Origin of the sequence: Kitasatospora sp. NPDC057595, assembly GCF_042800875.1 — a bacterium.
In the GTDB taxonomy this organism is placed as follows: Bacteria; Actinomycetota; Actinomycetes; order Streptomycetales; family Streptomycetaceae; genus Kitasatospora.
Map to the genome: position 1 here is coordinate 42,016 of NZ_JBHVGL010000020.1, position 22,718 is coordinate 64,733.

16 protein-coding genes are annotated in these 22,718 nt (G+C 73.9%); 13 read left to right on the forward strand and 3 right to left on the reverse strand.

Going from position 1 to position 22,718, the window contains the following annotated elements:
- Nucleotides 1–17: 17 nt before the first annotated feature.
- Nucleotides 18–716 carry a class III extradiol dioxygenase subunit B-like domain-containing protein gene (locus tag ACFU9E_RS26695; protein ID WP_380683096.1) on the forward strand — a complete coding sequence of 233 codons (699 nt, stop codon included), beginning with the start codon at nt 18–20 and terminating at the stop codon, nt 714–716.
- A 72-nt stretch (nt 717–788) separates the two neighbouring features.
- On the opposite strand, the gene ACFU9E_RS26700 is transcribed toward ACFU9E_RS26695, so the two are convergent.
- Entirely contained in the window at nt 789–1,076 is a 288-nt protein-coding gene (locus tag ACFU9E_RS26700) for an antitoxin (RefSeq protein ID WP_380683095.1), read from the reverse strand.
- Between the two features lie 138 nt (nt 1,077–1,214).
- Here ACFU9E_RS26700 and miaA point away from each other — a divergent pair, with 138 nt between their 5' ends.
- The 5 genes from miaA (at nt 1,215) to hflX (ending at nt 8,137) form a co-directional block, all read left to right on the forward strand.
- On the forward strand, nt 1,215–2,174 hold the full coding sequence (gene miaA / locus ACFU9E_RS26705; protein ID WP_380683094.1) for a tRNA (adenosine(37)-N6)-dimethylallyltransferase MiaA: 960 nt from the start codon (nt 1,215–1,217) through the stop codon (nt 2,172–2,174).
- A 228-nt stretch (nt 2,175–2,402) separates the two neighbouring features.
- A complete protein-coding gene (locus tag ACFU9E_RS26710) occupies nt 2,403–2,957 on the forward strand; it encodes a hypothetical protein (RefSeq protein WP_380683093.1) in 555 nt (184 codons plus the stop codon).
- Between the two features lie 81 nt (nt 2,958–3,038).
- Nucleotides 3,039–3,950 (forward strand): diaminopimelate epimerase, encoded by a 912-nt coding sequence (gene dapF, locus ACFU9E_RS26715; RefSeq protein WP_380683092.1) that lies wholly within the window; start codon nt 3,039–3,041, stop codon nt 3,948–3,950.
- Between the two features lie 205 nt (nt 3,951–4,155).
- Complete coding sequence (locus ACFU9E_RS26720) at nt 4,156–6,477, forward strand: RelA/SpoT family protein (RefSeq protein ID WP_380683091.1); 2,322 nt, start codon at nt 4,156–4,158, stop codon at nt 6,475–6,477.
- A 151-nt stretch (nt 6,478–6,628) separates the two neighbouring features.
- Entirely contained in the window at nt 6,629–8,137 is a 1,509-nt protein-coding gene (gene hflX, locus ACFU9E_RS26725; RefSeq protein ID WP_380683090.1) for a GTPase HflX, read from the forward strand.
- Between the two features lie 107 nt (nt 8,138–8,244).
- Here hflX and ACFU9E_RS26730 read toward each other — a convergent pair whose 3' ends face one another.
- Complete coding sequence (locus ACFU9E_RS26730) at nt 8,245–9,435, reverse strand: trypsin-like serine peptidase (RefSeq protein WP_380684127.1); 1,191 nt, start codon at nt 9,433–9,435, stop codon at nt 8,245–8,247.
- 329 nt (nt 9,436–9,764) lie between these two features.
- On the opposite strand from ACFU9E_RS26730, the gene ACFU9E_RS26735 reads away from it, so the two are divergent.
- The 5 genes from ACFU9E_RS26735 to ACFU9E_RS26755 are packed head-to-tail and all read left to right on the forward strand — an operon-like array spanning nt 9,765 to nt 17,564.
- Nucleotides 9,765–11,600: an IucA/IucC family protein gene (locus tag ACFU9E_RS26735; protein WP_380684126.1), complete on the forward strand. Its 1,836-nt coding sequence runs from the start codon at nt 9,765–9,767 to the stop codon at nt 11,598–11,600.
- Nucleotides 11,597–12,211 (forward strand): GNAT family N-acetyltransferase, encoded by a 615-nt coding sequence (locus ACFU9E_RS26740; RefSeq protein WP_380684125.1) that lies wholly within the window; start codon nt 11,597–11,599, stop codon nt 12,209–12,211. Before ACFU9E_RS26735 ends, ACFU9E_RS26740 begins: the two co-directional genes overlap by 4 nt.
- Nucleotides 12,212–12,226: 15 nt before the next feature.
- A complete protein-coding gene (locus ACFU9E_RS26745) occupies nt 12,227–13,615 on the forward strand; it encodes a lysine N(6)-hydroxylase/L-ornithine N(5)-oxygenase family protein (RefSeq protein WP_380684124.1) in 1,389 nt (462 codons plus the stop codon).
- Nucleotides 13,593–15,419, forward strand: coding sequence for an IucA/IucC family protein (locus ACFU9E_RS26750; RefSeq protein ID WP_380684123.1), 1,827 nt, complete (start codon nt 13,593–13,595; stop codon nt 15,417–15,419). The genes ACFU9E_RS26745 and ACFU9E_RS26750 overlap by 23 nt, the downstream gene beginning before the upstream one ends.
- A 12-nt stretch (nt 15,420–15,431) precedes the next feature.
- Nucleotides 15,432–17,564: an ATP-dependent DNA helicase gene (locus ACFU9E_RS26755; protein ID WP_380684122.1), complete on the forward strand. Its 2,133-nt coding sequence runs from the start codon at nt 15,432–15,434 to the stop codon at nt 17,562–17,564.
- 89 nt (nt 17,565–17,653) lie between these two features.
- Here ACFU9E_RS26755 and lexA read toward each other — a convergent pair whose 3' ends face one another.
- Nucleotides 17,654–18,439: a transcriptional repressor LexA gene (lexA, locus tag ACFU9E_RS26760; RefSeq protein ID WP_380279596.1), complete on the reverse strand. Its 786-nt coding sequence runs from the start codon at nt 18,437–18,439 to the stop codon at nt 17,654–17,656.
- 437 nt (nt 18,440–18,876) lie between these two features.
- Here lexA and nrdR point away from each other — a divergent pair, with 437 nt between their 5' ends.
- Together nrdR and ACFU9E_RS26770 are read left to right on the forward strand one after the other, a co-directional pair.
- A complete protein-coding gene (gene nrdR, locus ACFU9E_RS26765; RefSeq protein WP_380684121.1) occupies nt 18,877–19,374 on the forward strand; it encodes a transcriptional regulator NrdR in 498 nt (165 codons plus the stop codon).
- Nucleotides 19,375–19,588: 214 nt separating this feature from the next.
- A complete protein-coding gene (locus ACFU9E_RS26770) occupies nt 19,589–22,471 on the forward strand; it encodes a vitamin B12-dependent ribonucleotide reductase (RefSeq protein WP_380684120.1) in 2,883 nt (960 codons plus the stop codon).
- The last annotated feature ends 247 nt before the right edge of the window (nt 22,472–22,718 follow it).

Consider the following 22,718-nt stretch of genomic DNA (forward strand, 5'->3'; position numbering starts at 1 on the left):
TGGCTAGAGTGATCCACATGCTGGTTGCCGCCGCCGTGTGCCCCTGTCCGCCGCTGCTCGTCCCGGAGGTCGCCGCCGGGGCGGCGGCCGAGCTGGAGCCGTTGCGCGCGGCCTGCGACGAGGCGCTCGGGGTGGTGCTCGCGGCCGGGCCGGAGCTGCTCGTGGTGGTCGGCACCGGGCCGGAGCCCGAGGTGTGGACCGAGGGCGGGGCCGGTTCGTTCCACCGCTTCGGCGTGCCGCTGGTGGCCGCGCTGCCGGGCGGACGGGCCGAGGGGCCGGAGCTGGCACCCTCGCTGACCGTCGGTGCCTGGCTGCTCGGCCGGGCCGGGGTGACGCTGCCGACGCACGCCTGCGCGGTGCCGGCCGACGCGCCCGCCGACCGGATGCTCGGGCTGGGCCAGGGCCTGGCCGGGCTGGCCGACCGGGTCGGGCTGCTGGTGATGGGGGACGGCAGCGCCTGCCGGTCGCTGAAGGCGCCGGGCTACCTGGACGAGCGCGCCGAGGGCTTCGACGCCGGGCTCGCGCGGGCGCTGGGTTCGGCGGACACCGCGGCGCTGGCCGCCCTGGACGTGGCGCTGGCCGCCGAGCTGCGGGCCGAGGGCCGGGCGCCCTGGCAGGTGCTGGCCGGCGCCGCCGAGGGCGCCGGCCTCACCGCGCGGCTGGGCTACCAGGACGCGCCGTACGGCGTGGGGTACCTGGTCGCCTCCTGGAGCTGAGCCCTCCCGGGGCCCTCACCGGGGCCCTCCCCGAGCCGGACCGCCGTGCCGGGCCGGATCGGGCGGGCCGGGTCAGGCGGGCGGGGTGGTGCCCGAACCGGTGCCGGCATCCGTGCCGGGGGCCGAACCGGGGCCCGTGCCGGGCTCCTGGGGCTTGTGGGCGAAGTCGTCCACGGCGCCCTTGGCCTTGCTGGTGCCGTGCTCGATCTTCTCCGTGTACTTGCCCTTGGTCGCCTTGTCGATCGCGCCGCCGGCCTTCTCCACCGCGCTCCCGATCTGGTCGCTGTGCTTGCCGGCGAACTCGCTGGCCTTGTCCTTGAGCTCTTCGGCCTTGCCCTTGAGGTTGTCCATCAGACCCATGGCGCCTCACCCTTCCTCTGCTGTCTCTCTCACAACGTCTGTCAGGGCGGAACCGTTCGCAACGGGACGGTCCGGTGGAAACCGGGGGCAACCGGCCGGGCCGCCCGGCCGGCCGGCGTTCCCTGGCAGACTTGACCGGTGAGCAGCTCCACCACCGCCCAGCCCGCCCGCCCCCGCGTCGTCTCGGTCGTCGGTGCGACCGCCGCCGGGAAGTCCGATCTGGCCGTCGCCCTGGCCCGCGCCCTTGGCGGCGAGGTGATCAACACCGACTCGATGCAGCTCTACCGGGGCATGGACATCGGGACGGCCAAGCTCACCGAGGAGGAGCGCGGCGGCGTCCCGCACCACCTCATGGACATCTGGGACGTCACCGAGGCCGCCAGCGTCGCCGAGTACCAGCGGCTGGCCCGGGCCGAGATCGACCGGCTGCTCGCGGCCGGCCGCACCGCCGTCCTGGTCGGCGGCTCCGGCCTGTACGTCCGGGCGGCGATCGACGAGATGGAGTTCCCGGGCACCGACCCGGCGGTCCGCGCCCGGCTGGAGGAGGAGCTGGAGCGGGTCGGCCCGTACGCGCTGCACGGGCGGCTGGCCGGGCTGGACCCGGCCGCGGCGGAGGCGATCCTGACGAGCAACGGCCGGCGGATCGTCCGCGCGCTGGAGGTCATCGAGATCACCGGGCGGCCGTTCACCGCCAGCCTGCCGAGCAACACCGCCGTGTACGACGCGGTGCAGATCGGCGTCGCCGTGCCGCGCCCCGAGCTGGACGAGCGGATCACCCTGCGGGTGGACCGGATGTGGCGGGCCGGGTTGCTGGACGAGGTGCGGGAGCTGGAGGCGGTGGGGCTGCGCGAGGGGCGGACGGCCTCCCGGGCGCTCGGCTACCAGCAGGTGCTGGACCACTTCGCCGGCGAGTGCACGGAGGACGAGGCGCGCGCCGAGACCGTCCGGGCCACCAAGCGCTTCGCCCGCCGGCAGGAGTCCTGGTTCCGCCGGGACGACCGGATCCACTGGCTCGCCCGGCCGGCCGGCACCGACCCGGTGGAGCTGCTGGACCGCTCGCTTGAGCTGATCGAACGTCAGGAACTCGCCGTCAGGTAGGCGCTTTCCGGCCATCGGGTGGTGCAGTTGCGCGCGCAGACGGGCGTGCAGGACGGCATGGCGGTCACGGCCGGATCACGTGATGGCCACGGATCACCCGTCGGCCCCGGTCAGGCCCGGAACGCCCCTCTGGACATGCCATCATCGATGTCATAAGGGTCGGCCCGGGCGGGCCGACCGTGCCCGGCCGCGAGTCCGCACTCGTGTCGAACTGTCAGGGGAGGCCGCGTGTCCACGGGTACCGGCCCCGAAACCGGCCAGAGCGCCAGGCCCGCCGGCGGCGGGCCCGGCAGTAGCGGTGGCGGCAGTGCCACGGCACAGGCCGGTGGCCTCGACGCCTCGACACTGCCCGACCTGCCGGTGCTGCCCGGCCTCGACGCGCCCACCTCCTACGCGGTCGCGCTGCCGGCCCTGGACACCCGCGCCCCCGCCGGCGCGGTGCACGAGCGGGAGATCCGGCCGCGCCGCCGGCTCCGCTGGTGGCAGATCCTGCCGATCGCCCTGGTGGCCACCGCCGGCTCGCTGATGTTCGCCTTCCCGCTGGCCTTCGGCTCGGCCGGGACCGGCTCGGCGATGGTCGGGATGCTCGGCCTGCTGCTCACCGCGGCCTCGCTCGGCTGGGGCGCGATGGCGGCCCGGCACGCGGGGTACAAGTGGCCCGGCCTGCCGCGCCGGGGTACCGGCGAGCGGGCCGGCTGGAAGGCGATCGTGGTCTACACGCTGATCGTGCTGGCCGCCGCGGCGCTGGCCCTGTACCGGGTCGTCCGGCTCTCCGGGAGATAGCTCTCCGGGGGGCGGGCCGGGGACCGCCCGGGGCCGGAACCGGAAGGCGGCGGTCCACCGCGCCTCGGTACCATCGGGAGGGTGACCGCATCCTCCGCGCAGCCCGTCGGCCTCCCCTTCCTCAAGGGGCACGGCACCCAGAACGACTTCGTGATCGTCCCCGACCCCGACGGCCGGCTGGCCATCGGCCCCGAGGCCGTGGCCGCGCTGTGCGACCGCCGGTCGGGCATCGGCGGTGACGGGCTGCTGCGCGTGGTGCGCTCCGCCGCCGACCCGGTGGCGGCCGACCAGGCCGACCGTGCCGAGTGGTTCATGGACTACCGCAACTCCGACGGCTCGATCGGCGAGATGTGCGGCAACGGCATCCGGGTCTTCGCCCGCTACCTGGTCGAGGCCGGGCTGGCGAAGCCGGGCGAGCTGCCGGTGGCCACCCGGGCCGGCCTGCGGACCGTGCGGGTCGCCGAGGACGCCGAGGACGGCACGCCCGGCGAGATCACCGTCGACATGGGGCGGGCGAAGCTGCCCGGTCCGGACGCGATCGAGGTGGCGGTCGGCGGGCGCAGCTGGCCGGCCCTGAACGTCAACATGGGCAATCCGCACGCGGTCGCGTTCGTCGAGAGCCTGGACCACGCCGGCGATCTGCTGAGCGCGCCGCCGGTGAGCCCCGAGGGCGTCTACCCGGAGGGCGTCAACGTCGAGTTCGTGGTGGACCGGGGTCCGCGGCACGTCGCGATGCGGGTGCACGAGCGCGGCTCCGGCGAGACCCGCTCCTGCGGCACCGGCGCGTGCGCCGTCGCGGTGGCGGCCGCCCGCCGGGACGGCGTGGACCCGACGGTCACCGGCGAGGCGGTGACGTACACGGTGGACGTGCTGGGCGGCCGGCTGACGATCACCGAGTACCCGGACGGCCGGGTGGAGAAGACCGGCCCGGCGGTCGTCGTCGCCCGCGGCGAGCTGGCCCCGGCCTGGTCGGCGCTGATCCGGGAGGCCTGACCCGTCGTCATCCACCGTTGCCCGCCCGGCCGGGCGGGCCGGTGGTGCGCCGGCCCCGCGTTTCCCCAATTCGTCCGGGATCAAATCCCCCCGTTCGGGTGATACCCCTGACGGACGGGAAGCGGGGCCTCGCGGAACGTGCTCTGCTCGGTAGCATGGACCACCGGGTCGGCCCACGCCCCCGGTACTGCTGCCGGAGGTGCCGATGACCATCGAAGCCGGGCAGCCCCTGGCGGGGCAGCCGACGTCCGCACGGCAAGCCGGGCCCAGACGCCCGCTCGGCGGGTTGGGCCGGGCCGCGCTCGGCCGGGCCGGCCGGGCCGCGCTGCTGGCCACCGGCCGCCCGCCGGTGCCGGACGCCCTCGAACCGCTGGTCCAGGCGCACCGCCGGCACCACCCGCAGGCCGACCTCGGCCTGCTCGGCCGCGCCTACCGGCTGGCCGAGGCGAGCCATCGCGGCCAGAAGCGCAAGAGCGGCGAGCCGTACATCACCCACCCGCTGGCCGTCACCGTGATCCTGGCCCAACTCGGCGCCGGGACGACCACCTTGGTCGCCTCGCTGCTCCACGACACGGTCGAGGACACCGAGTTGACGCTGGAGCAGGTGGCCGAGGAGTTCGGTCCCGAAGTCGCCTACCTGGTCGACGGGGTGACGAAGCTGGAGAAGGTCGACTTCGGCGCGGCGGCCGAGGCGGAGACCTTCCGCAAGATGCTGGTCGCCACCGGGGACGACGTCCGGGTGATGGTCATCAAGCTCGCCGACCGGCTGCACAACATGCGCACCATCCGGCACATGAAGCCGGCCAGCCAGGTGCGGATCGCCAAGGTCACCCGGGACGTGCTGATCCCGCTGGCCGAGCGGCTGGGGATCCAGGTGCTCAAGGCGGAGCTGGAGGACATCGTCTTCGCCACCCTGCACCCCGAGGAGCACGCCCGCACCCGCGCCCTGCTCGGCCGGCACGAGGCCGGTCCGGACACCCTGCTGGCCCCGTTCGCCCACAGCCTGGCCCGCCAGCTCGCCGAGGCCGGGGTCGCCGCCGAGGTCACCGTCCGTCCCCGGCACTGCGTGTCGCTGCACCGGGTGCTGCTCAAGCGGGCCGCCGCCCCCGGGCCGGACGGCAAGCCGCAGGGGCCGCAGCCGGCCGACTTCGGGCGGCTGCTGGTGGTGGTCGAGGAGAACGCCGACTGCTACGCGGTGCTCGGCGAGCTGCACACCTGCTGGACGCCGCTGCCCGGGGAGTTCAAGGACTTCGTGGCCGCGCCGAAGTTCAACCTCTACCAGTCGCTGCACACCGCGGTGGCGCTGGCCGGCGGCGAGGTGGTCGAGGTGCTGGTGCGCACCCGGCGGATGCACGAGGTCGCCGAGACCGGGGTGGTCGCGCTCGGCGACCCCCGGCAGCCCGGGACCGGCGGCGAGCAGGGCCGGGACGAGCTGGACCGCACCGACCCGGCCCGGCCCGGCTGGCTCTCCCGGCTGCTGGAGTGGCAGCAGGAGACCCCGGACCCGGACGCCTTCTGGTCCGCGCTCACCGCCGACCTGGCCGGGGACCGCGAGATCACGGTGGTCACCGAGCGTGGCGAAACGCTTCAGCTCCGGGCCGGCGCCACCTGTGTGGACGCCGCCTACCTGCTCGGCGAGGAGACCGGCCACCGCTGCATCGGGGCCCGGGTGAACGGCCGGCTCGCCGCGCTCTCCACCGTGCTCCACGACGGCGACCGGGTGGCCGTCCTCACCGAGGAGGCCGCGGGCCCGGCGCCCGAGTGGCTCGCGCACGCCCGCACCCCGGGCGCCCGGCTGGCCATCGAGCGCTGGCTGGCCGACCACGCGCCCCGCCGTCCGGTGGTGCGCACCGGCCCGTCCGCCGGGCAGCCCGCACCACCCGACCGCCCGGTCGCCGCCGGCCGCCCGGCCGCTCCGGTCACCGTGGCCGGCCGCCCCGGGGCGCCCGTCCGGCTGGCCCGCTGCTGCACCCCGGTACCGCCGGACGAGATCGTCGGCTACCCGATCCGCGCCGGCGCGGTCGCCGTGCACCGGGCCGGCTGTCCGGCGGGGGAGCGGATGCGGGCCGACGGACGCGGCGCCCTGGAGGTCCGCTGGCGGCCCGGCGGCGCCCCGGCGGCGGGCTTCCGGGCCACCCTGCGGGCCGAGGCGCTGAACCGGCCCCGGCTGCTGGCCGACCTGACGGCCGCGATCTCGGCGGAGGGCGTCGGGATCGCCGCGGCCGAGGTGGAGCCGCCGCAGGAGCTGCGGGTGCGGCACACCTACACCGTCGAGCTGCCGGACCCGGCCGCGCTGGCCGCCGTGCTGCGGGCCATGCTGCGGGTCTCCGGGGTGTACGACGTGGAGCGCCCGTACGCCCCGGCGGGCGGCGGTCCCGGCCGCGCCCCGGCCGCCCCGGCCGCCCCGCCGGACCCTCCGGCGGGCGACCCGGTGGAGGCGCCCGGGCCACCGGCGGAAATCGGGGTGACCCGCACGACCCCGGCGTGCGACCATCATGGGGAATTCACGGCCGGACCGCGGCGTTGACCGGGCGGAGGAGTCTCAGCCCGTCCCGCGGCCCCGAGGGGTAGCTCACACCTCGCCCGAGTGCTGAACGGGGCGGCAGCTGGGCAGACTCCGGGCACGACCGTCCGTACGGTCGCGCACAGGCCACCCGTTCCAGCAGCCGAAGGACAGAATGACCTCCACGTTCGACACCCGCGACCACGCCGACGCCCCGCGCCGCTTGGACGGTCTGCGGGCGGAAGCCCTCATGGACGAGGACCTCGCGGCCATCGACGAGGACCTCGGCCACCACTACGACGGCGACCAGTACGACCGCACCGAGCGCGCCGCGCTCCGTCGTGTCGCCGGCCTCTCCACCGAACTCCAGGACGTCACCGAGGTCGAGTACCGCCAGCTCCGGCTGGAGCGCGTGGTGCTCGTCGGCGTCTGGACGGACGGCACCCTGGAGGAGGCGGAGAACTCGATGGCCGAGCTCGCCGCGCTGGCCGAGACGGCCGGCTCCGAGGTGCTGGACGGCGTCATCCAGCGCCGTGACAAGCCCGACGCGGCCACCTACATCGGCTCCGGCAAGGCGCAGGAGCTGCGCGACATCGTCTCCTCCACCGGGGCGGACACCGTGGTCTGCGACGGTGAGCTCACCCCGGGCCAGCTGATCCACCTGGAGGACGTGGTCAAGGTCAAGGTCGTCGACCGGACGGCCCTGATCCTGGACATCTTCGCCCAGCACGCCAAGTCCCGCGAGGGCAAGGCGCAGGTCTCGCTCGCGCAGATGCAGTACATGCTGCCGCGGCTGCGCGGCTGGGGTCAGTCGCTCTCCCGGCAGATGGGTGGTGGCGGCTCCGGCTCGTCCGGCGGCGGCATGGCGACCCGTGGTCCCGGTGAGACCAAGATCGAGACCGACCGGCGCCGGATCCGCGAGAAGATGGCGAAGCTCCGCAGGGAGATCGCCGACATGAAGAAGGGCCGCGACACCAAGCGCCAGGAGCGCCGGCGCCACCAGGTGCCGTCCGTGGCCATCGCCGGTTACACCAACGCCGGCAAGTCCTCCCTGCTCAACCGGCTCACCGGCGCGGGCGTGCTGGTGGAGAACGCGCTGTTCGCCACCCTCGACCCGACCGTGCGCCGGGCGCAGACCCCGAGCGGCCGGGTCTACACCCTGGCCGACACCGTCGGCTTCGTCCGGCACCTGCCGCACCACCTGGTCGAGGCGTTCCGCTCCACCATGGAGGAGGTCGGCGACGCGGACCTCATCCTGCACGTGGTGGACGGCTCGCACCCCGAGCCGGAGACGCAGCTGGCCGCCGTCCGCGAGGTCGTGGTCTCGGTCGACGCGCAGAACGTGCCGGAGATCGTGGTGATCAACAAGGCCGACGCGGCCGACCCGCACGTGCTGCAGCGCCTGCTGCGCCGCGAGCCGCACGCCATCGTGGTGTCGGCCCGCACCGGCGAGGGCATCGACGAGCTGCTCAAGCTCATCGACGACGAGCTGCCGCGCCCGGCGGTCGAGGTGCACGTGCTGGTCCCGTACACCCAGGGCGCGCTGGTGTCCCGGGTGCACGCCGAGGGCGAGCTGCTGGGCACCGAGCACACCGGCGAGGGCACCCTGCTGCACGCCAAGGTGCCGGCCGAGCTGGCCGCCGAGCTGGAGCACTTCGCGGTGGCGCTGACGCCGCAGGGCTGAGCCGCCGCCGCACGGTCACGGGCCCCGGTCCCCCCTCACGAGGGGGAACCGGGGCCCGTTCGCGTGCCCGGTGCCGGGAGGCCCCGGGGGAGACCCGGGACCGGGGGCTACTTCTTCTTCGAGATCCAGTCCAGCGCCTGCTTGGCGACCGTCTCCAGGTACGGCCCGCTCAGCGAGGTGTGGTCCTGGGTGCCGATCGAGGTGTTGGAGACCAGCGCGAGCTTCCCGTCCGGCATCGGCGCGAACCAGCCGCCGCCACTGGAGCCCTGGGTCATGTTGCAGCCGATGGTGAGCATCGACGGGCGCTTCGGGTCGAAGGAGAGCCTGGTCGGCTTCCCGCCCTCGCACTTGTAGAGCTCCTGGCCGTCGAACGGCTTGTAGAGCGGGTAGCCGATCGCGGCGACCGCGAGCTTGTCGCGCGGGGCGTCGAACCAGACCGGGACGGCCCCGCCGACCGTCTCCTCCAGCGACTTGCCGCTGTCGTTCTGGTTGCTCACCCGCATGATCGCGAAGTCGTACTGGTTCGCCGCGTCACCGGTGCCGCCGCCCTCGACCAGCCACTGCGGCGAGGTCACCACGTCCTTGGCCCACCAGGTGCCGAGCGGCGCCAGCTCGGACAGCGGGGCCTTCTTGCCGCCGCTGGAGGCACCCGAGTTGTTGTAGGCCGGGACGAAGACCAGGTCCTTGAAGTAGCTGCCGCCCTTGCCCGGGTGGACGCAGTGGCCGGCCGTCCAGACCAGGTTGCTCCGGCCCGGGTTCGCCGGGTCCTGGATCACGGTGGCCGAGCAGTTGCCGCGGCCGCCCTCGGCCGAGAAGAAGACCTTGCCGGAGGGCTGCTTGGTGTACGGGCGCGGCACCGGCACGGCCTTGACCACCGGCGGCTCGGGGTCGGTGACCCCGGCGTCGTCGGCGGGCTTGGCGGTGGGCGGCGCCGGGTCGGCCGGCTTGGAGTCGCCCATCTTGTCCGGGTTCCAGAAGTCCTTGACGATCGGGTTGTTGAAGACGTGCTTGGACGCCCAGTTGTCCCAGTCCTCGAACTTCCACTTCGTCAGGTCGTCCCAGCTCTTGGGCAGGCCTTCCAGCAGACCGGTCGGCAGGCCCGAGGGCAGGGTGATGCCGCCGATCACGCCACTGCCGCCCCCCGCGGCGGTGGCGGAGGCGGACGCGGTGGGGCCGCCGGAGGGCGGCGTTGCGACGGCGTCCCCGCCCGAGGGCCCGTCCGGGCCGCAGGCGGTGACGGCGAGCAGGGTCCCCGCGGCGAGGAGCGCCGCCGCGGCTGACCGGTGGATCGCTGGCATGGTGCTGTCCCCCTGGTAGTTCGGTGTCGGCGGCGGACCGCCGTCCTGGAGTCTGCCACTGGCCAGCAGGACGGCCCCGGGCGGCCCCCGGGTTCCGGTTCCGGGCGAAGGTCACCGATCCGTGACGCGCGGACGGACGGGCCGGCCGCGCGACGGACCCGAGTTCCCTCCCGGGCGGGACAATCACCGATCTTCACCCGGACGAGTGAGCGGTCCTTGTGATCACCCCTCAGGGATAGGTAACCCTTACCTGACGCGAGGGTGCGAGTGCCCGCCAGTTCCCTCCACCCCCTTGCGCGTCGGCACGCCACGCGCTTCAAGGAGCAGCATTGAGCACCGCCCTGACCGGAGCCCCGCCCCGACTCCCGGCCCGCCGCCCCGCCGCCACCGCGGCCCCGGCCCCCTGCGACCTTCTGCTCCATCCCGACCCGGCCGTCGCCGCCGAACAGGCCGCCCTGGAGGCCCTGCTGCGCTGCTGGGCCCGGGAGACCGGCGCCGCCCCCGGCCCCGACGGCCACCTGCGGATCGCCGTCCTCGGCGGCGCCGCCCGGCTCTCCGCCCCGGTCCGGCACTGGTCGCCGGCCGGCTGGCACCGGTTCGGCCCGGCCACCCTCGCGGCCGGCGAGGCCAACGCGGCGGGGGACTTCGCCGACGCCCCGGTGGACGCCGTCACCGCCGCCGCCCTGCTCGCCGCCGCGGCCGCCGACCGGCCCGACCCCGGCCAGGTCGCCGACCTCGCCGCCCGGGTCGCCGACTCGGTGGTCCGCACCGCCGACATCCTCGTCCACCACCGCGCCGCCACCGCCCCGGTGCCCGGCGGACCCGAGCGCTCGGAGTTCCTCGCCGCCGAGCAGTCCCTGCTGCTCGGCCACCCGATGCACCCCACCCCGAAGAGCCGCGACGGCCTCGGCCCCGCCCAGAGCGCCGCCTACTCGCCCGAGCTGCACGGCTCCTTCCAACTGCACTGGTACGCCGTCGACCGCGAGCTGCTCGCCGCCGGCTCCGCCGTCGCCCGGAGCGCCGACCGGATCACCGCCGGGTTCCTCGACGACCCCGCCCTGCTGCCGCCCGGCACCGCCGCCCTGCCGCTGCACCCCTGGCAGGCCCGCGAACTCGCCCACCGCCCCGTCGTCGCCGAACTGCTCGCCGAGGGCCGACTGCACGACCTCGGCCCGTCCGGCGCCCCCTGGTACCCCACCTCCTCGGTGCGCACCGTCTACCGGCCCGGCACCCCCTGGATGCTCAAGCTCTCACTGGGCCTGCGGATCACCAACTCCCGCCGGGAGAACCTCCGCAAGGAACTGCACCGCGGTCTGGAGATGCACCGGCTGCTGGAGAGCGGCCTCGGCGCCGAGTGGCGGGCCGTGCACCCCGGCTTCGACGTCGTCCGGGACCCCGCCTGGATCGGCGTCGACCACCCGGGCCTCGGCGACCCGGGCGGCCTGGACACCGTGCTGCGCGCCCAGCCCTTCGCGCCCGCCGACCGCGTCTACTGCGTGGCCGGACTGGTCGCCGAACGGCCGCACGCCGCCCGTGCCGGCGACACCGTCCCGTCCCGGCTCGGCGACCTGCTGCGCACCCTCGCGGCCCGCACCGGCCGCCCGCTGCCCACGGTGACCGCCGAATGGTTCCTCCGCTACCTGGACGCCGTCGTGCTGCCGGTCCTCTGGCTGGACGGCGCGGCCGGCATCGCCCTGGAGGCCCACCAGCAGAACAGCCTGGTACTGCTGGACGCCGAGGGCTGGCCACGCGGCGGCCGCTACCGCGACAACCAGGGCTACTACTACCGGCAGAGCGCCGCCGACCGGCTCACCGCCCGGCTGCCCGGCCTCGGCGCGCACAGCGACACCTTCCTCGACGACCCGGTGATCGACCACCACTTCGCCTACTACCTGGGCATCAACCACGTGCTCGGACTGGTCGGCGCGCTCGGCTCCCAGCAGCTCGCCGACGAGGCCCTGCTGCTGGCCGCGCTCCGCCGCTTCCTGGCCGGGCCCGCCGCCACCGCCACCGGCTCCGCGCTGCCCGGCCTGCTGCTGGACGCGCCGACCCTGCCCTGCAAGGCCAATCTGCTCACCCGGATCAACGGGCTGGACGAACTGGTCGGCCCGGTCGCCACCCAGTCCGTGTACGTCGACATCCCCAACCCGGTGGCCGGCGCGTGAGCGGCCCCGCCCGCACCGCGGGCCCCGCCGGCCCGGCCCGGCCGGGCACGGACGAGGACCCGGCCCGCTGGGGCGCCATGCCCACCGCCGCCGGCGAGTTCCGACTGCGCCGCGCCCGGCTCCCGGCCGACCTCGGCCTGCTCACCGGCTGGATGAACGACCCCGAGGTCGCCGCCTTCTGGGAGCTCGCCGGACCGCCCGCCGTCACCGAACGGCACCTGCGCGGCCAACTCGACGGCGACGGAAGCAGCCTGCCCTGCCTCGGCCTGCTCGACGACACCCCGATGAGCTACTGGGAGGTCTACCGCGCCGACCTCGACCCGCTCGCCGCGCACTACCCGGCCCGGCCCCACGACACCGGCCTCCACCTGCTGCTCGGCCCGGCCACCAGCCGCGGCCGGGGCCTCGGCGCCACCCTGCTCGCCGCCCTGGCCGACCGCGTCCTGCGGGAACGGCCGCGCTGCGAACGGGTGGTCGCCGAGCCCGACGTCCGCAACCGGCGTTCCGTCCGGGCCTTCCTGCGGGCCGGTTTCCGGCTCGCCGCCGAACTCGACCTGCCCGGCAAACGGGCCGCCCTGATGGTCCGCGACCGGACCCCGCACCCCGCCTAGGACTGCACCCGCCCCATGGACACCCCAGCACCCCCGCCCGGGCCGTACGACCTGCTCGGCGTCGGCATCGGCCCGTTCAACCTCTCGCTCGCCGCGCTCGCCGAGCCCGTCCCCGGCCTGCGCACCCTCTTCTGCGACCGGCGCCCGGAGTTCCGCTGGCACCCCGGGATGCTCGTCGACGGCGCGCGGATGCAGGTGCCGTTCCTCGCCGACCTGGTCTCCCTGGTCGACCCGACCAACCCGTGGTCCTTCCTCAACCACCTGCGCGAGCAGGACCGGTTGTTCCCCTTCTACTTCACCGAGCGCTTCCAGCTCACCCGCCGCGAGTACGACCACTACTGCCGCTGGGCCGCCGAGCGGCTCGCCAACTGCCGCTTCGGCACCGAGGTCACCGCCCTGCGCTGGGCCGGCGACCGGTACCGCGCCGAGCTGCGCGACAGCGCCACCGGGCGCACCCGCACCGTCGAGGCGCGCAACGTCGTCCTCGGCGTCGGCACCCTGCCGGTGCGCCCCGCAGCCTTCGCCGCCCTGGACGGCCATCCGCGGGTCTTCCACTCCGCCGACTACCTCGACCGGCGCGACGGCCTGGCCGGCGCCCGCGACATCACCGTCGTCGGCAGCGGGCAGTCCGGCGCCGAGGTCTTCCTCGACCTGCTGCGCCGCCACGACGGCGACGGCGTCCGGCTGCGCTGGCTCACCCGCACCCGGGCGCTCGCGCCGATGGAGTACTCCAAGCTCGGCCTGGAGCACTTCACCCCCGACTACACCCGGTACTTCCACGGCCTGCCCGGGGAGGTGCGCGACAGCCTGGTCGAGGCCCAGTGGCAGCTGCACAAGGCCGCCTCCGCCGAGACCCTCGCCGAGATCCACGACCACCTCTACGCGCGCACCGTCGGCCGGCCGGTCGGCGACGCCCCGGTCGAGATCACCCCCGGCACCGCCGTCACCGACGCCCGCTCCGGCCCCTGCGGCGGGCTCGAACTCGACTGCCGGCACACCGACTCCGGCACCGCGCGGCTGCTGCGCACCGACGCCGTGGTGCTCGCCACCGGCTACCGGGCCGTCCGCCCGGCCGCCCTGGAACCGCTCGCCCACCTCGTCGACTGGGACGCCGCCGGCCGCTACCGGGTCGACCTCGACCACCGGGTGGCCACCCTGCCCGAGGTCACCGGCGGGCTCTACGTCCAGAACGGCGAGTTGCACACCCACGGGGTCGGCACCCCCGACCTGGGCCTCGGCGCCCACCGCGCCGCGGTGATCCTCAACGCCGTCACCGGGCGGACCGTCCACCGGCTGCCCGAGCGCACCGCCTGGACCGGCTTCGCGCCGCCGCCCGCCCCCGTCCCCGCACCAGCCCTTCCCCGACCCCAGGAGCCGACCCGTGCCGCAACCGCCGGCCGCTGAACCGCCGCTGTACCTGCCGCCGCAGCTCACCGCCGGGCACTGGCAGCGGGCCGGCCGCGCACTGCTGGCCAAGATGCTCGGCGAGTTCGCCTACGAGGAGCTCGTCGCCCCCGTCGAGACCGGCGCCCCCGGCGGCTACGTGCTCAAGCTCCCCGGGGCCGAGTACCGCTTCACCGCCCGCCGCGGCGCCTACGACGGCTGGCTCGTCGACCCCGGCTCGGTGTGCTGCGACGCCCCCGAGGGTCCCGACCCGCTGCGCTTCCTCACCCACGCCCGGCACGCCCTCGGCCTGCGCGGCGACACCACCGGCCACCTGCTGCGCGAACTCACCGCCACGCTGACCGCCGACGCCCATCTGCTGGCCACCGGGCTCACCGCCGCCGAGCTCGCCGACCTCGGCCACACCGCGCTGGAGGGCCGCCAGGGCGGTCACCCGTGGATCGTCCCCAACAAGGGCCGGATCGGCTTCTCCGCCGCCGACGCCGCCCGCTGGGCGCCCGAGGCCCGCGCCCCGCGCCCGCTGCCCTGGATCGCCGTGCACCGCCGGCTCGCCGAGTACCGGGGCGTGGCCGGGCTCACCGACCCCGCGCAGCTGTACCGCCGCGAGCTGGACGACCCGGACGCGCTGCGCGCCCCGCTCGGCGCCGCCGCCGACGACTACCTGCTGCTGCCGGTGCACCCCTGGCAGTGGGACGAGACCGTGCTGCCGCTGTTCGCCCCGTGGATCGCCTCCGGCGAGATCGTCCCGCTCGGCACCGACGGCGACCTGCGGCTGCCCCAGCAGTCGATCCGCTCGTTCTTCAACGAGAGCCACCCGGAGCGCTGTACCGTCAAGCTGCCGCTGGCCATCCTCAACACCCTGGTCTGGCGCGGCCTGCCCACCGAGCGCACGCTCGCCGCGCCCGCCGTCACCGCCTGGATCCACGGGCTGCGCGACGCCGACCCGTTCCTGCGCGACGAGTGCCGGGTGGTGCTGCTCGGCGAGATCGCCTCCGTGACCGTCGACCACCCGCTCTACCGCGAGCTGCCCGAGGCCCCGTACCAGTACAAGGAGCTGCTGGGCGCGATCTGGCGCGAGCCGCTCGGCCCCGCGCTGGCCCCCGGCGAGCGCGCCCGCACCCTGGCCGCCCTGCTGCAGACCGGCAGCGACGGACGGCCGCTCGCCGCCGAGCTGATCGCCCGCTCCGGGCTCGCGCCCGCCGAGTGGACCGCCCGGCTGTTCGCCGCGATGCTGCCGCCGCTGCTGCACTTCCTCTACCGCTACGGGCTGGTGTTCTCCCCGCACGGCGAGAACGCCATCGTCGTCTTCGACGAGCGGGACGTGCCGGTGCGGCTGGCGGTCAAGGACTTCGTCGACGACGTCAACCTCAGCGACCAGGACCTGCCGGAGCTGCGCGGCCTGCCCGCCGAGGTGGACGCGGTGCTGCTGCGCGAGGACCCGCAGGGCCTGTGCCAGTTTCTGCACTCCGGGCTCTTCATCGGCGTGTACCGCTACCTGGCGCCGCTGCTGGAGGCGCGGACCGGTCTGGCCGAGGCGCGGTTCTGGGCGCTGCTGCGCGCCGAGGTGCTGCGCCACCAGGCACGTTTCCCGGAACTCGCCGACCGCTTCGCGCTGTTCGACCTGTTCCGGCCGCGGATCGACCGGCTCTGCCTGAACCGCAACCGGCTGTTGCTGGACGGCTACGGGGACCGCCCGCACCGCCCGCACGCCGCCCGGCACGGCACCGTGCCCAACCCGCTCGCCGCGGACGGGAAAGTGCCGCTGCCCGGCCGACGGGACCGGATTGTCACCCCCGCCCCGTAGGGTGGGAGGGTCATGACGAACGACTCCGAATCCCAGCTCCCCGCCGAGGACGCCGACCCGGCCGGGAGTTCCGCGGACGCCCCGGTCGAGGCCGTCCCCCGTGCCCGCGTCCCCGAGCTGCTGCACGCCGCGGTCGAGGCCGTCGGCGGCGTCGAGCGCCCCGGCCAGCTCCGGATGGCCGAGGCCGTCGCCGACGCCGTCGACAACAACGAGCACCTGCTGGTGCAGGCCGGCACGGGCACCGGAAAGTCCCTCGCCTACCTGGTGCCGGCCCTCGCCCACGGGGACCGCGTGGTGGTCGCCACCGCCACCCTGGCGCTGCAACGCCAGCTCGTCGAGCGGGACTTGCCGCGCACCGTGGAGGCGCTGCATCCGGTGCTGCGGCGCCGGCCGCTGTTCGCGATGCTCAAGGGCCGCTCCAACTACCTGTGCCTGCACCGGGCCAACGAGGGCACCCCGAGCGACGAGGGCGAGGGCCTGTTCGACCCGGTCGAGGCGATGGGCGGTCCGGCCGGCAAGCTCGGCCAGGAGGTGCTCCGGCTGCGCGACTGGGCGGACGAGACGGAGACCGGTGACCGGGACGACATGACCCCCGGCGTCTCCGACAAGGCCTGGGCCCAGCTCTCGGTCACCTCCAAGGAGTGCCTGGGGGCCAGCCGCTGCGCGTACGGGCAGGAGTGCTTCGCGGAGAAGGCGCGCGAGCGGGCCAAGCTCGCGGACGTGGTGGTCACCAACCACGCGATGCTCGCGATCGACGCGATCGAGGGAGCGCCGGTGCTGCCCGAGCACGGGCTGCTGATCATCGACGAGGCCCACGAGCTGGTCAACCGGGTCACCGGCGCGGCCACCGCCGAGCTGACCGTCGGCGCCGTGAACCGGGCGGTGAAGCGGGCCGCGCGGCTCGCCAACGAGAAGGCCGTGGACGCGCTGCAGGCCGCCGCCGAGAACTACCACGGCCTGATGGAGACCGCCCAGCCCGGCCGGGTCGAGGAGCTGCCCGAGTACCTCGGGTACGCCGTCACCGCGATCCGGGACGCCGCCCGGCAGGTGATCACCTCGCTCGGCGAGACCAGGGACAAGGGGCTCAGCGACGAGGACGCCGTCCGCAAGCAGGCGATGGCCTCCGCCGAGGCGCTGCACGAGACCGCCGACCGGCTGCTCCAGGACTCCGAGTACGACGTGGTCTGGATCGAGCGCAGCGACCGCTACGGGCTGGGCACCGCCTCGCTGCGGGTCGCCCCGCTGAGCGTGTCCGGGCTGCTGCGCGAGGGCCTGTACAAGGAGCGCTCGGTGGTGCTCACCTCGGCCACCCTCAAGCTCGGCGGGGACTTCAACGGCGTGGCGGCCTCGGTCGGCCTGCCGTCCGAGGCCCGGCTGCCGGACGTCCGCACCCCGGGGGACAACCCGGAGGCGGCGGGCACGGGCTTCGGCGATGAGCCGGTGCCGCACTGGCGGGGGATCGACGTCGGCTCGCCGTTCAAGTACCCCAAGCAGGGCATCCTGTACGTCGCCAGGCACCTGGCCGATCCCGGGCGGGACCCGGAACGGCCGGACATGCTCGACGAGTTGGCCGAGCTGATCGGCGCGGCCGGCGGGCGCACGCTGGGTCTGTTCTCCTCGATGCGGGGCGCCCAGACGGCCGCCGAGGCGATGCGGGAGCGGCTGGACCACCGGATCCTGCTCCAGGGGGAGGACACCCTGGGCGAGTTGATCCGCGAGTTCGCCTCGGACGCGACCACCTGCCTGTTCGGCACGCTGTCGCTCTGGCAGGGCGTGGACGTGCCCGGCTCGGCCTGTCAGCTGGTGGTGATGGACCGGATCCCGTTCCCGCGGCCGGACGACCCGCTGATGAGTGCCCGGCAGAAGGACGTCGAACAGCGCGGCGGGAACGGCTTCATGGCCGTCGCGGCGACCCATGCGGCGCTGCTGATGGCGCAGGGCGCGGGCCGGCTGGTGCGCGCGGCGGACGACCGGGGCGTGGTGGCGGTGCTCGACCCGCGGGTGGAGACCAAGCGGTACGGAGGGTTCTTCCGTTCCTCGATGCCGGAGTTCTGGTACACCACGGACCGCAATCAGGTGCGCCGCTCGCTAGCGGCGATCGATGCCTCGGCGGCACCGGTGCGGCCGGTGGTGAAGCGGGGCTGAGCCGGTCCGGAGGGGCTCCGCGCGGTCTGCGGGGAGCCCCTTCCTGTGGGCCGGGTTCCTGCGTGCGGGGGTGGGTGCGGGAGCGGGCGTCAGAGGCGGCGCAGGACCGCCACGACCTTGCCGAGGATGGTCGCGTTGTCGCCGTTGATCGGCTCGTAGGCCGGGTTGTGCGGCATCAGCCAGATCCGGCCGTCCTCGCGCTTGAGGCGCTTGACGGTGGCCTCGCCGTCGATCATCGCGGCCACGATGTCGCCGTTCTCGGCGACCGGCTGGCGGCGGACGGTGACCCAGTCGCCGTCGCAGATGGCCGCCTCGATCATCGAGTCGCCGCGCACGGTGAGCGCGAACAGCTCGCCCTCGCCGACCAGCTGGCGCGGCAGCGGGAAGACGTCCTCGACCGTCTGCTCGGCCAGGATCGGCCCGCCGGCGGCGATCCGGCCGACCAGCGGCACGTAGGAGGTGGAGGGGCGGCCGGCGGTCTCGGCGGTGTTCGGCCGGGCCACCTCGACGCCGCGGACCTCGTAGGCGCGCGGGCGGTGCGGGTCGCGGCGCAGGAAGCCCTTGCGCTCCAGCGCCATCAGCTGGTGGGCCACCGAGGAGGTGCTGGAGAGGCCGACGGCCTGGCCGATCTCGCGCATGGACGGCGGGTAGCCGCGCCGCTGCACCGAATCCCGGATGACCTCGATCACCCGGCGCTGGCGCTCGGTGAGGCCGGCCTCGTCGGTCCGGATGCCGGGCGGGCGGCCGGGCGCGGAGCGGGTCGGGGCGGGGTGGGCGTCGTCCAGCACGGGGGAGTGCTCGATGGGCTGGTCCGGAACGCGGCCGACGCCGGAAAGGCCCGGGCCCGGGGGGCGGTGGTCTTCGCTACGGTCCATGCTGTCCACACTCTGCTGATTCGTGGTGCGCTGCCCCACCTTGAGCTGGGAGTGTTCCTGCACCGGGATGGTGTTGCTTTCGACGGTGTTCACGGCGGCCCCTCTCGACGGCTGTCCTCTCCTTTTTCCAGCCCAACGCACCCCGTATCGAAAGGTTGCGCCAAACACACGTTCGAGTGAATTATTCGGGAGTTGGCTGACTCGATCAAGGCTTTGTTGTACATCGATTAAATGTTCGAGCGGAAGGCGCTCCCGGAATCTTAGTCCGCGCCGACACGCCCATGGGTCTACTTCCCTCGCAGACCTAGATGTAGTGGCTACAGTCCTCTCCGTGGCCCAGTACTTGTGGTCGAGGCCTCAAGATCGGGTTGCGACCAGCGGCCCGGGATCGCATAGACTCGACCAGTCCGCACGTCCTGCCAGGGAGGGATCCTCAGGTGCACTGCCCCTTCTGCCGGCACTCCGACAGCCGCGTCGTCGACAGCCGGACCACCGAGGACGGCAGCTGCATCCGCCGTCGTCGGCAGTGCCCGGACTGCGGCCGCCGCTTCACCACCGTGGAGACGGCCGCCCTGATGGTCATCAAGCGCAGCGGCGTCACCGAGCCGTTCTCCCGGGAGAAGGTCATCTCCGGCGTCCGCAAGGCCTGTCAGGGCCGCCCGGTCACCGAGGACGCGCTCGCCCAGCTCGGCCAGCGGGTCGAGGAGTGCGTGCGGGCCACCGGCAACGCCGAGCTCACCACCCATGACGTCGGGCTGGCCATACTCGGCCCGCTGAAGGAACTCGACGTCGTCGCCTACCTGCGCTTCGCCAGCGTCTACCAGGCGTACGACGGACTGGAAGACTTCGAGGCCGCCATCGCGGAACTCCGCGCCGAGCGGCCCGCTCCCGAGGCGGACGGCACGCCCGTGTCCGTCGCCTCCGCCGCGCCCTAGCCGGCCCGGCCCCTTCACCGGCCCCTTCCGGGGTCGGCAGCACCCCCGGCCCCTTCGAGGGCCGACGTGTGCCCGAAAACGGCGCACAGACCATGACAAATCGTGCGCGGTCGGCGGGGACTCCCGCCTGCCCGCACACCGGAAGAGCGAACCAGCCGTGCCCGGACTTTTCGGGGCACTCCGGGCGTTTGCCCAACCAGGAGGAGGAACAGAAGTGACAGACACCACGAGCGGTTCCGCACGCGGGTCGAAGTCCGACAAGACGGCGGCCAAGGGCGGCGCCGGCAAGGCCCCCAAGGGCGGCCTGCGGATCGGGCGCATCTACACCACTCCTGGCGTGCACCCGTACGACGAGGTCCGCTGGGAGCGGCGCGACGTCGTGATGACCAACTGGCGCGACGGTTCGATCAACTTCGAGCAGCGCGGCGTCGAGTTCCCCGACTTCTGGTCGGTCAACGCCGTCAACATCGTCACGTCCAAGTACTTCCGCGGCGCGGTCGGCACCCCGCAGCGCGAGTGGAGCCTCAAGCAGATCATCGACCGCGTGGTGCTCACCTATCGCGCCGCCGGGGAGAAGAACGGTTACTTCGCCACCCCGGACGACGCCGAGGTGTTCGAGCACGAGCTGACCCACGCCCTCCTCCACCAGGTGTTCAGCTTCAACTCGCCGGTCTGGTTCAACGTCGGCACCAAGCAGCCCCAGCAGGTCTCCGCCTGCTTCATCCTGTCCGTCGACGACTCCATGGAGTCGATCCTCGACTGGTACAAGGAAGAGGGCATGATCTTCAAGGGCGGCTCCGGCGCCGGCCTCAACCTCTCCCGGATCCGCTCCAGCAAGGAACTGCTGTCCTCCGGCGGAAACGCCTCCGGCCCGGTCTCCTTCATGCGCGGCGCCGACGCCTCCGCCGGCACCATCAAGTCCGGTGGCGCCACCCGCCGCGCGGCCAAGATGGTCGTGCTCGACGTCGACCACCCGGACGTCGAGGCCTTCATCGAGACCAAGGTGAAGGAGGAGGAGAAGATCCGCGCCCTGCGCGACGCGGGCTTCGACATGGACCTCGGCGGGGACGACATCACCTCCGTCCAGTACCAGAACGCCAACAACTCGGTCCGCGTCAGCGACGAATTCATGACCGCCGTCGAGAACGGCACCGAATTCGGCCTGCGCGCCCGGATGACCGGCGAGGTCATCGAGACCGTCGACGCGAAGAACCTCTTCCGCAAGATGGCCGAGGCCGCCTGGGCCTGCGCCGACCCCGGCATCCAGTACGACTCCGTCATCAACCACTGGCACACCTGCCCGGAGTCCGGCCGGATCAACGCGTCCAACCCCTGCTCCGAGTACATGCACCTGGACAACTCCAGCTGCAACCTCGCCTCGCTCAACCTCATGAAGTTCCTCCGCGACGACGACTCGTTCGACGCCGAGACCTTCGCCAAGGTCGTCGAGCTGGTCATCACCGCGATGGACATCTCGATCTGCTTCGCGGACTTCCCGACCGAGAAGATCGGCGAGACCACCCGCGCCTACCGCCAGCTGGGCATCGGCTACGCCAACCTCGGCGCCCTGCTGATGGCCACCGGTCACGCCTACGACAGCGAGGGCGGCCGCGCCCTGGCCGGTGCCATCACCTCGCTGATGACCGGCACCGCCTACCGCCGCGGCGCCGAACTCGCCGGTGTGGTCGGCCCGTACGACGGCTACGCCCGCAACGCCGCCCCGCACCAGCGGGTCATGAAGCAGCACGCGGACGCCTCGAAGGCCGCCGTCTCCTTCGACGACCTGGACGCCCCGGTCTGGGCCGCGGCCACCGAGGCCTGGGGCGACGTGCTCCGGATCGGCGCGCAGAACGGTTTCCGCAACGCCCAGGCGTCGGTGCTCGCCCCGACCGGCACCATCGGCCTGATGATGGACTGCGACACCACCGGCGTCGAGCCGGACCTCGCGCTGGTCAAGTTCAAGAAGCTGGTCGGCGGCGGCTCGATGCAGATCGTCAACGGCACCGTCCCGCGCGCCCTCAAGCGCCTGGGCTACCAGGACGAGCAGATCGAGGCGGTCGTCGCCCACATCGCCGAGCACGGCAACGTGGTGGACGCGCCGGGCCTGAAGACCGAGCACTACGAGGTCTTCGACTGCGCCATGGGTGAGCGCTCCATCTCCCCGATGGGCCACGTCCGGATGATGGCCGCGATCCAGCCGTGGATCTCCGGCGCCATCTCCAAGACCGTGAACATGCCGGCCTCGGCGACCGTCGAGGACGTCGAGGAGATCTACTTCGAGGCGTGGAAGCTGGGCGTCAAGGCGCTCGCCATCTACCGCGAGAACTCGAAGGTCGGCCAGCCGCTCTCGGCCAAGAAGAAGGACGAGAAGGCCGAGGAGGCCCCGGCCGCCGCGGTCGAGAAGGTCGTCGAGTACCGCCCGGTCCGCAAGCGCCTGCCCAAGGGCCGCCCGGGCATCACCACCTCCTTCACGGTCGGTGGCGCCGAGGGCTACATGACCGCCAACTCCTACCCGGACGACGGCCTCGGCGAGGTCTTCCTGAAGATGTCCAAGCAGGGCTCGACCCTCGCGGGCATGATGGACGCCTTCTCCATCGCCGTCTCGGTCGGCCTCCAGTACGGCGTGCCGCTGGAGACCTACGTCTCGAAGTTCACCAACATGCGCTTCGAGCCGGCCGGTCTGACCGACGACCCGGACGTGCGGATGGCGCAGTCGATCGTCGACTACATCTTCCGCCGCCTGGCGCTGGACTTCCTGCCGTTCGAGACCCGCTCGGCGCTCGGCATCCACTCCGTCGAGGAGCGCCAGCGCCACCTGGAGACCGGGTCCTACGAGCCGCTGGAGGCCGAGGAGGAGCTGGACACCGAGACGCTCGCCCAGTCCGCCCCGGTGGCCCCCGCCGCCCGGCCGGCCGCCGCCGCGGCCCCGGCCGCGAAGGCCACCCCGGCCCAGGCCCACAACTCGACCGAGCTGATCGAGATCCAGCTGGGCCTGAACGCCGACGCGCCGCTCTGCTTCTCCTGCGGCACCAAGATGCGCCGCGCCGGCAGCTGCTACCTCTGCGAGGGCTGCGGCTCCACCAGCGGCTGCAGCTGACCCCGGCCCGCACCTCGCGCACGAGGTGAGCCACCGCTGAAGGCGGGGCGAGGACATGACGTCCTCGCCCCGCCTTCCGGCTTTTCCCGTTCCGTCCCCAGGCGCGGACCGGGCGCTCTCCGTTCACCGCGCGGGGCCGGAGTGCTCTACGGAGCGTGGCGGGACGGGACTGACCGTCAACTTGTCGGTTGAGCGAAACGTCTGAATGGATATGATCGGCCGACTGCGTGAACCGAATCGCCGCCCG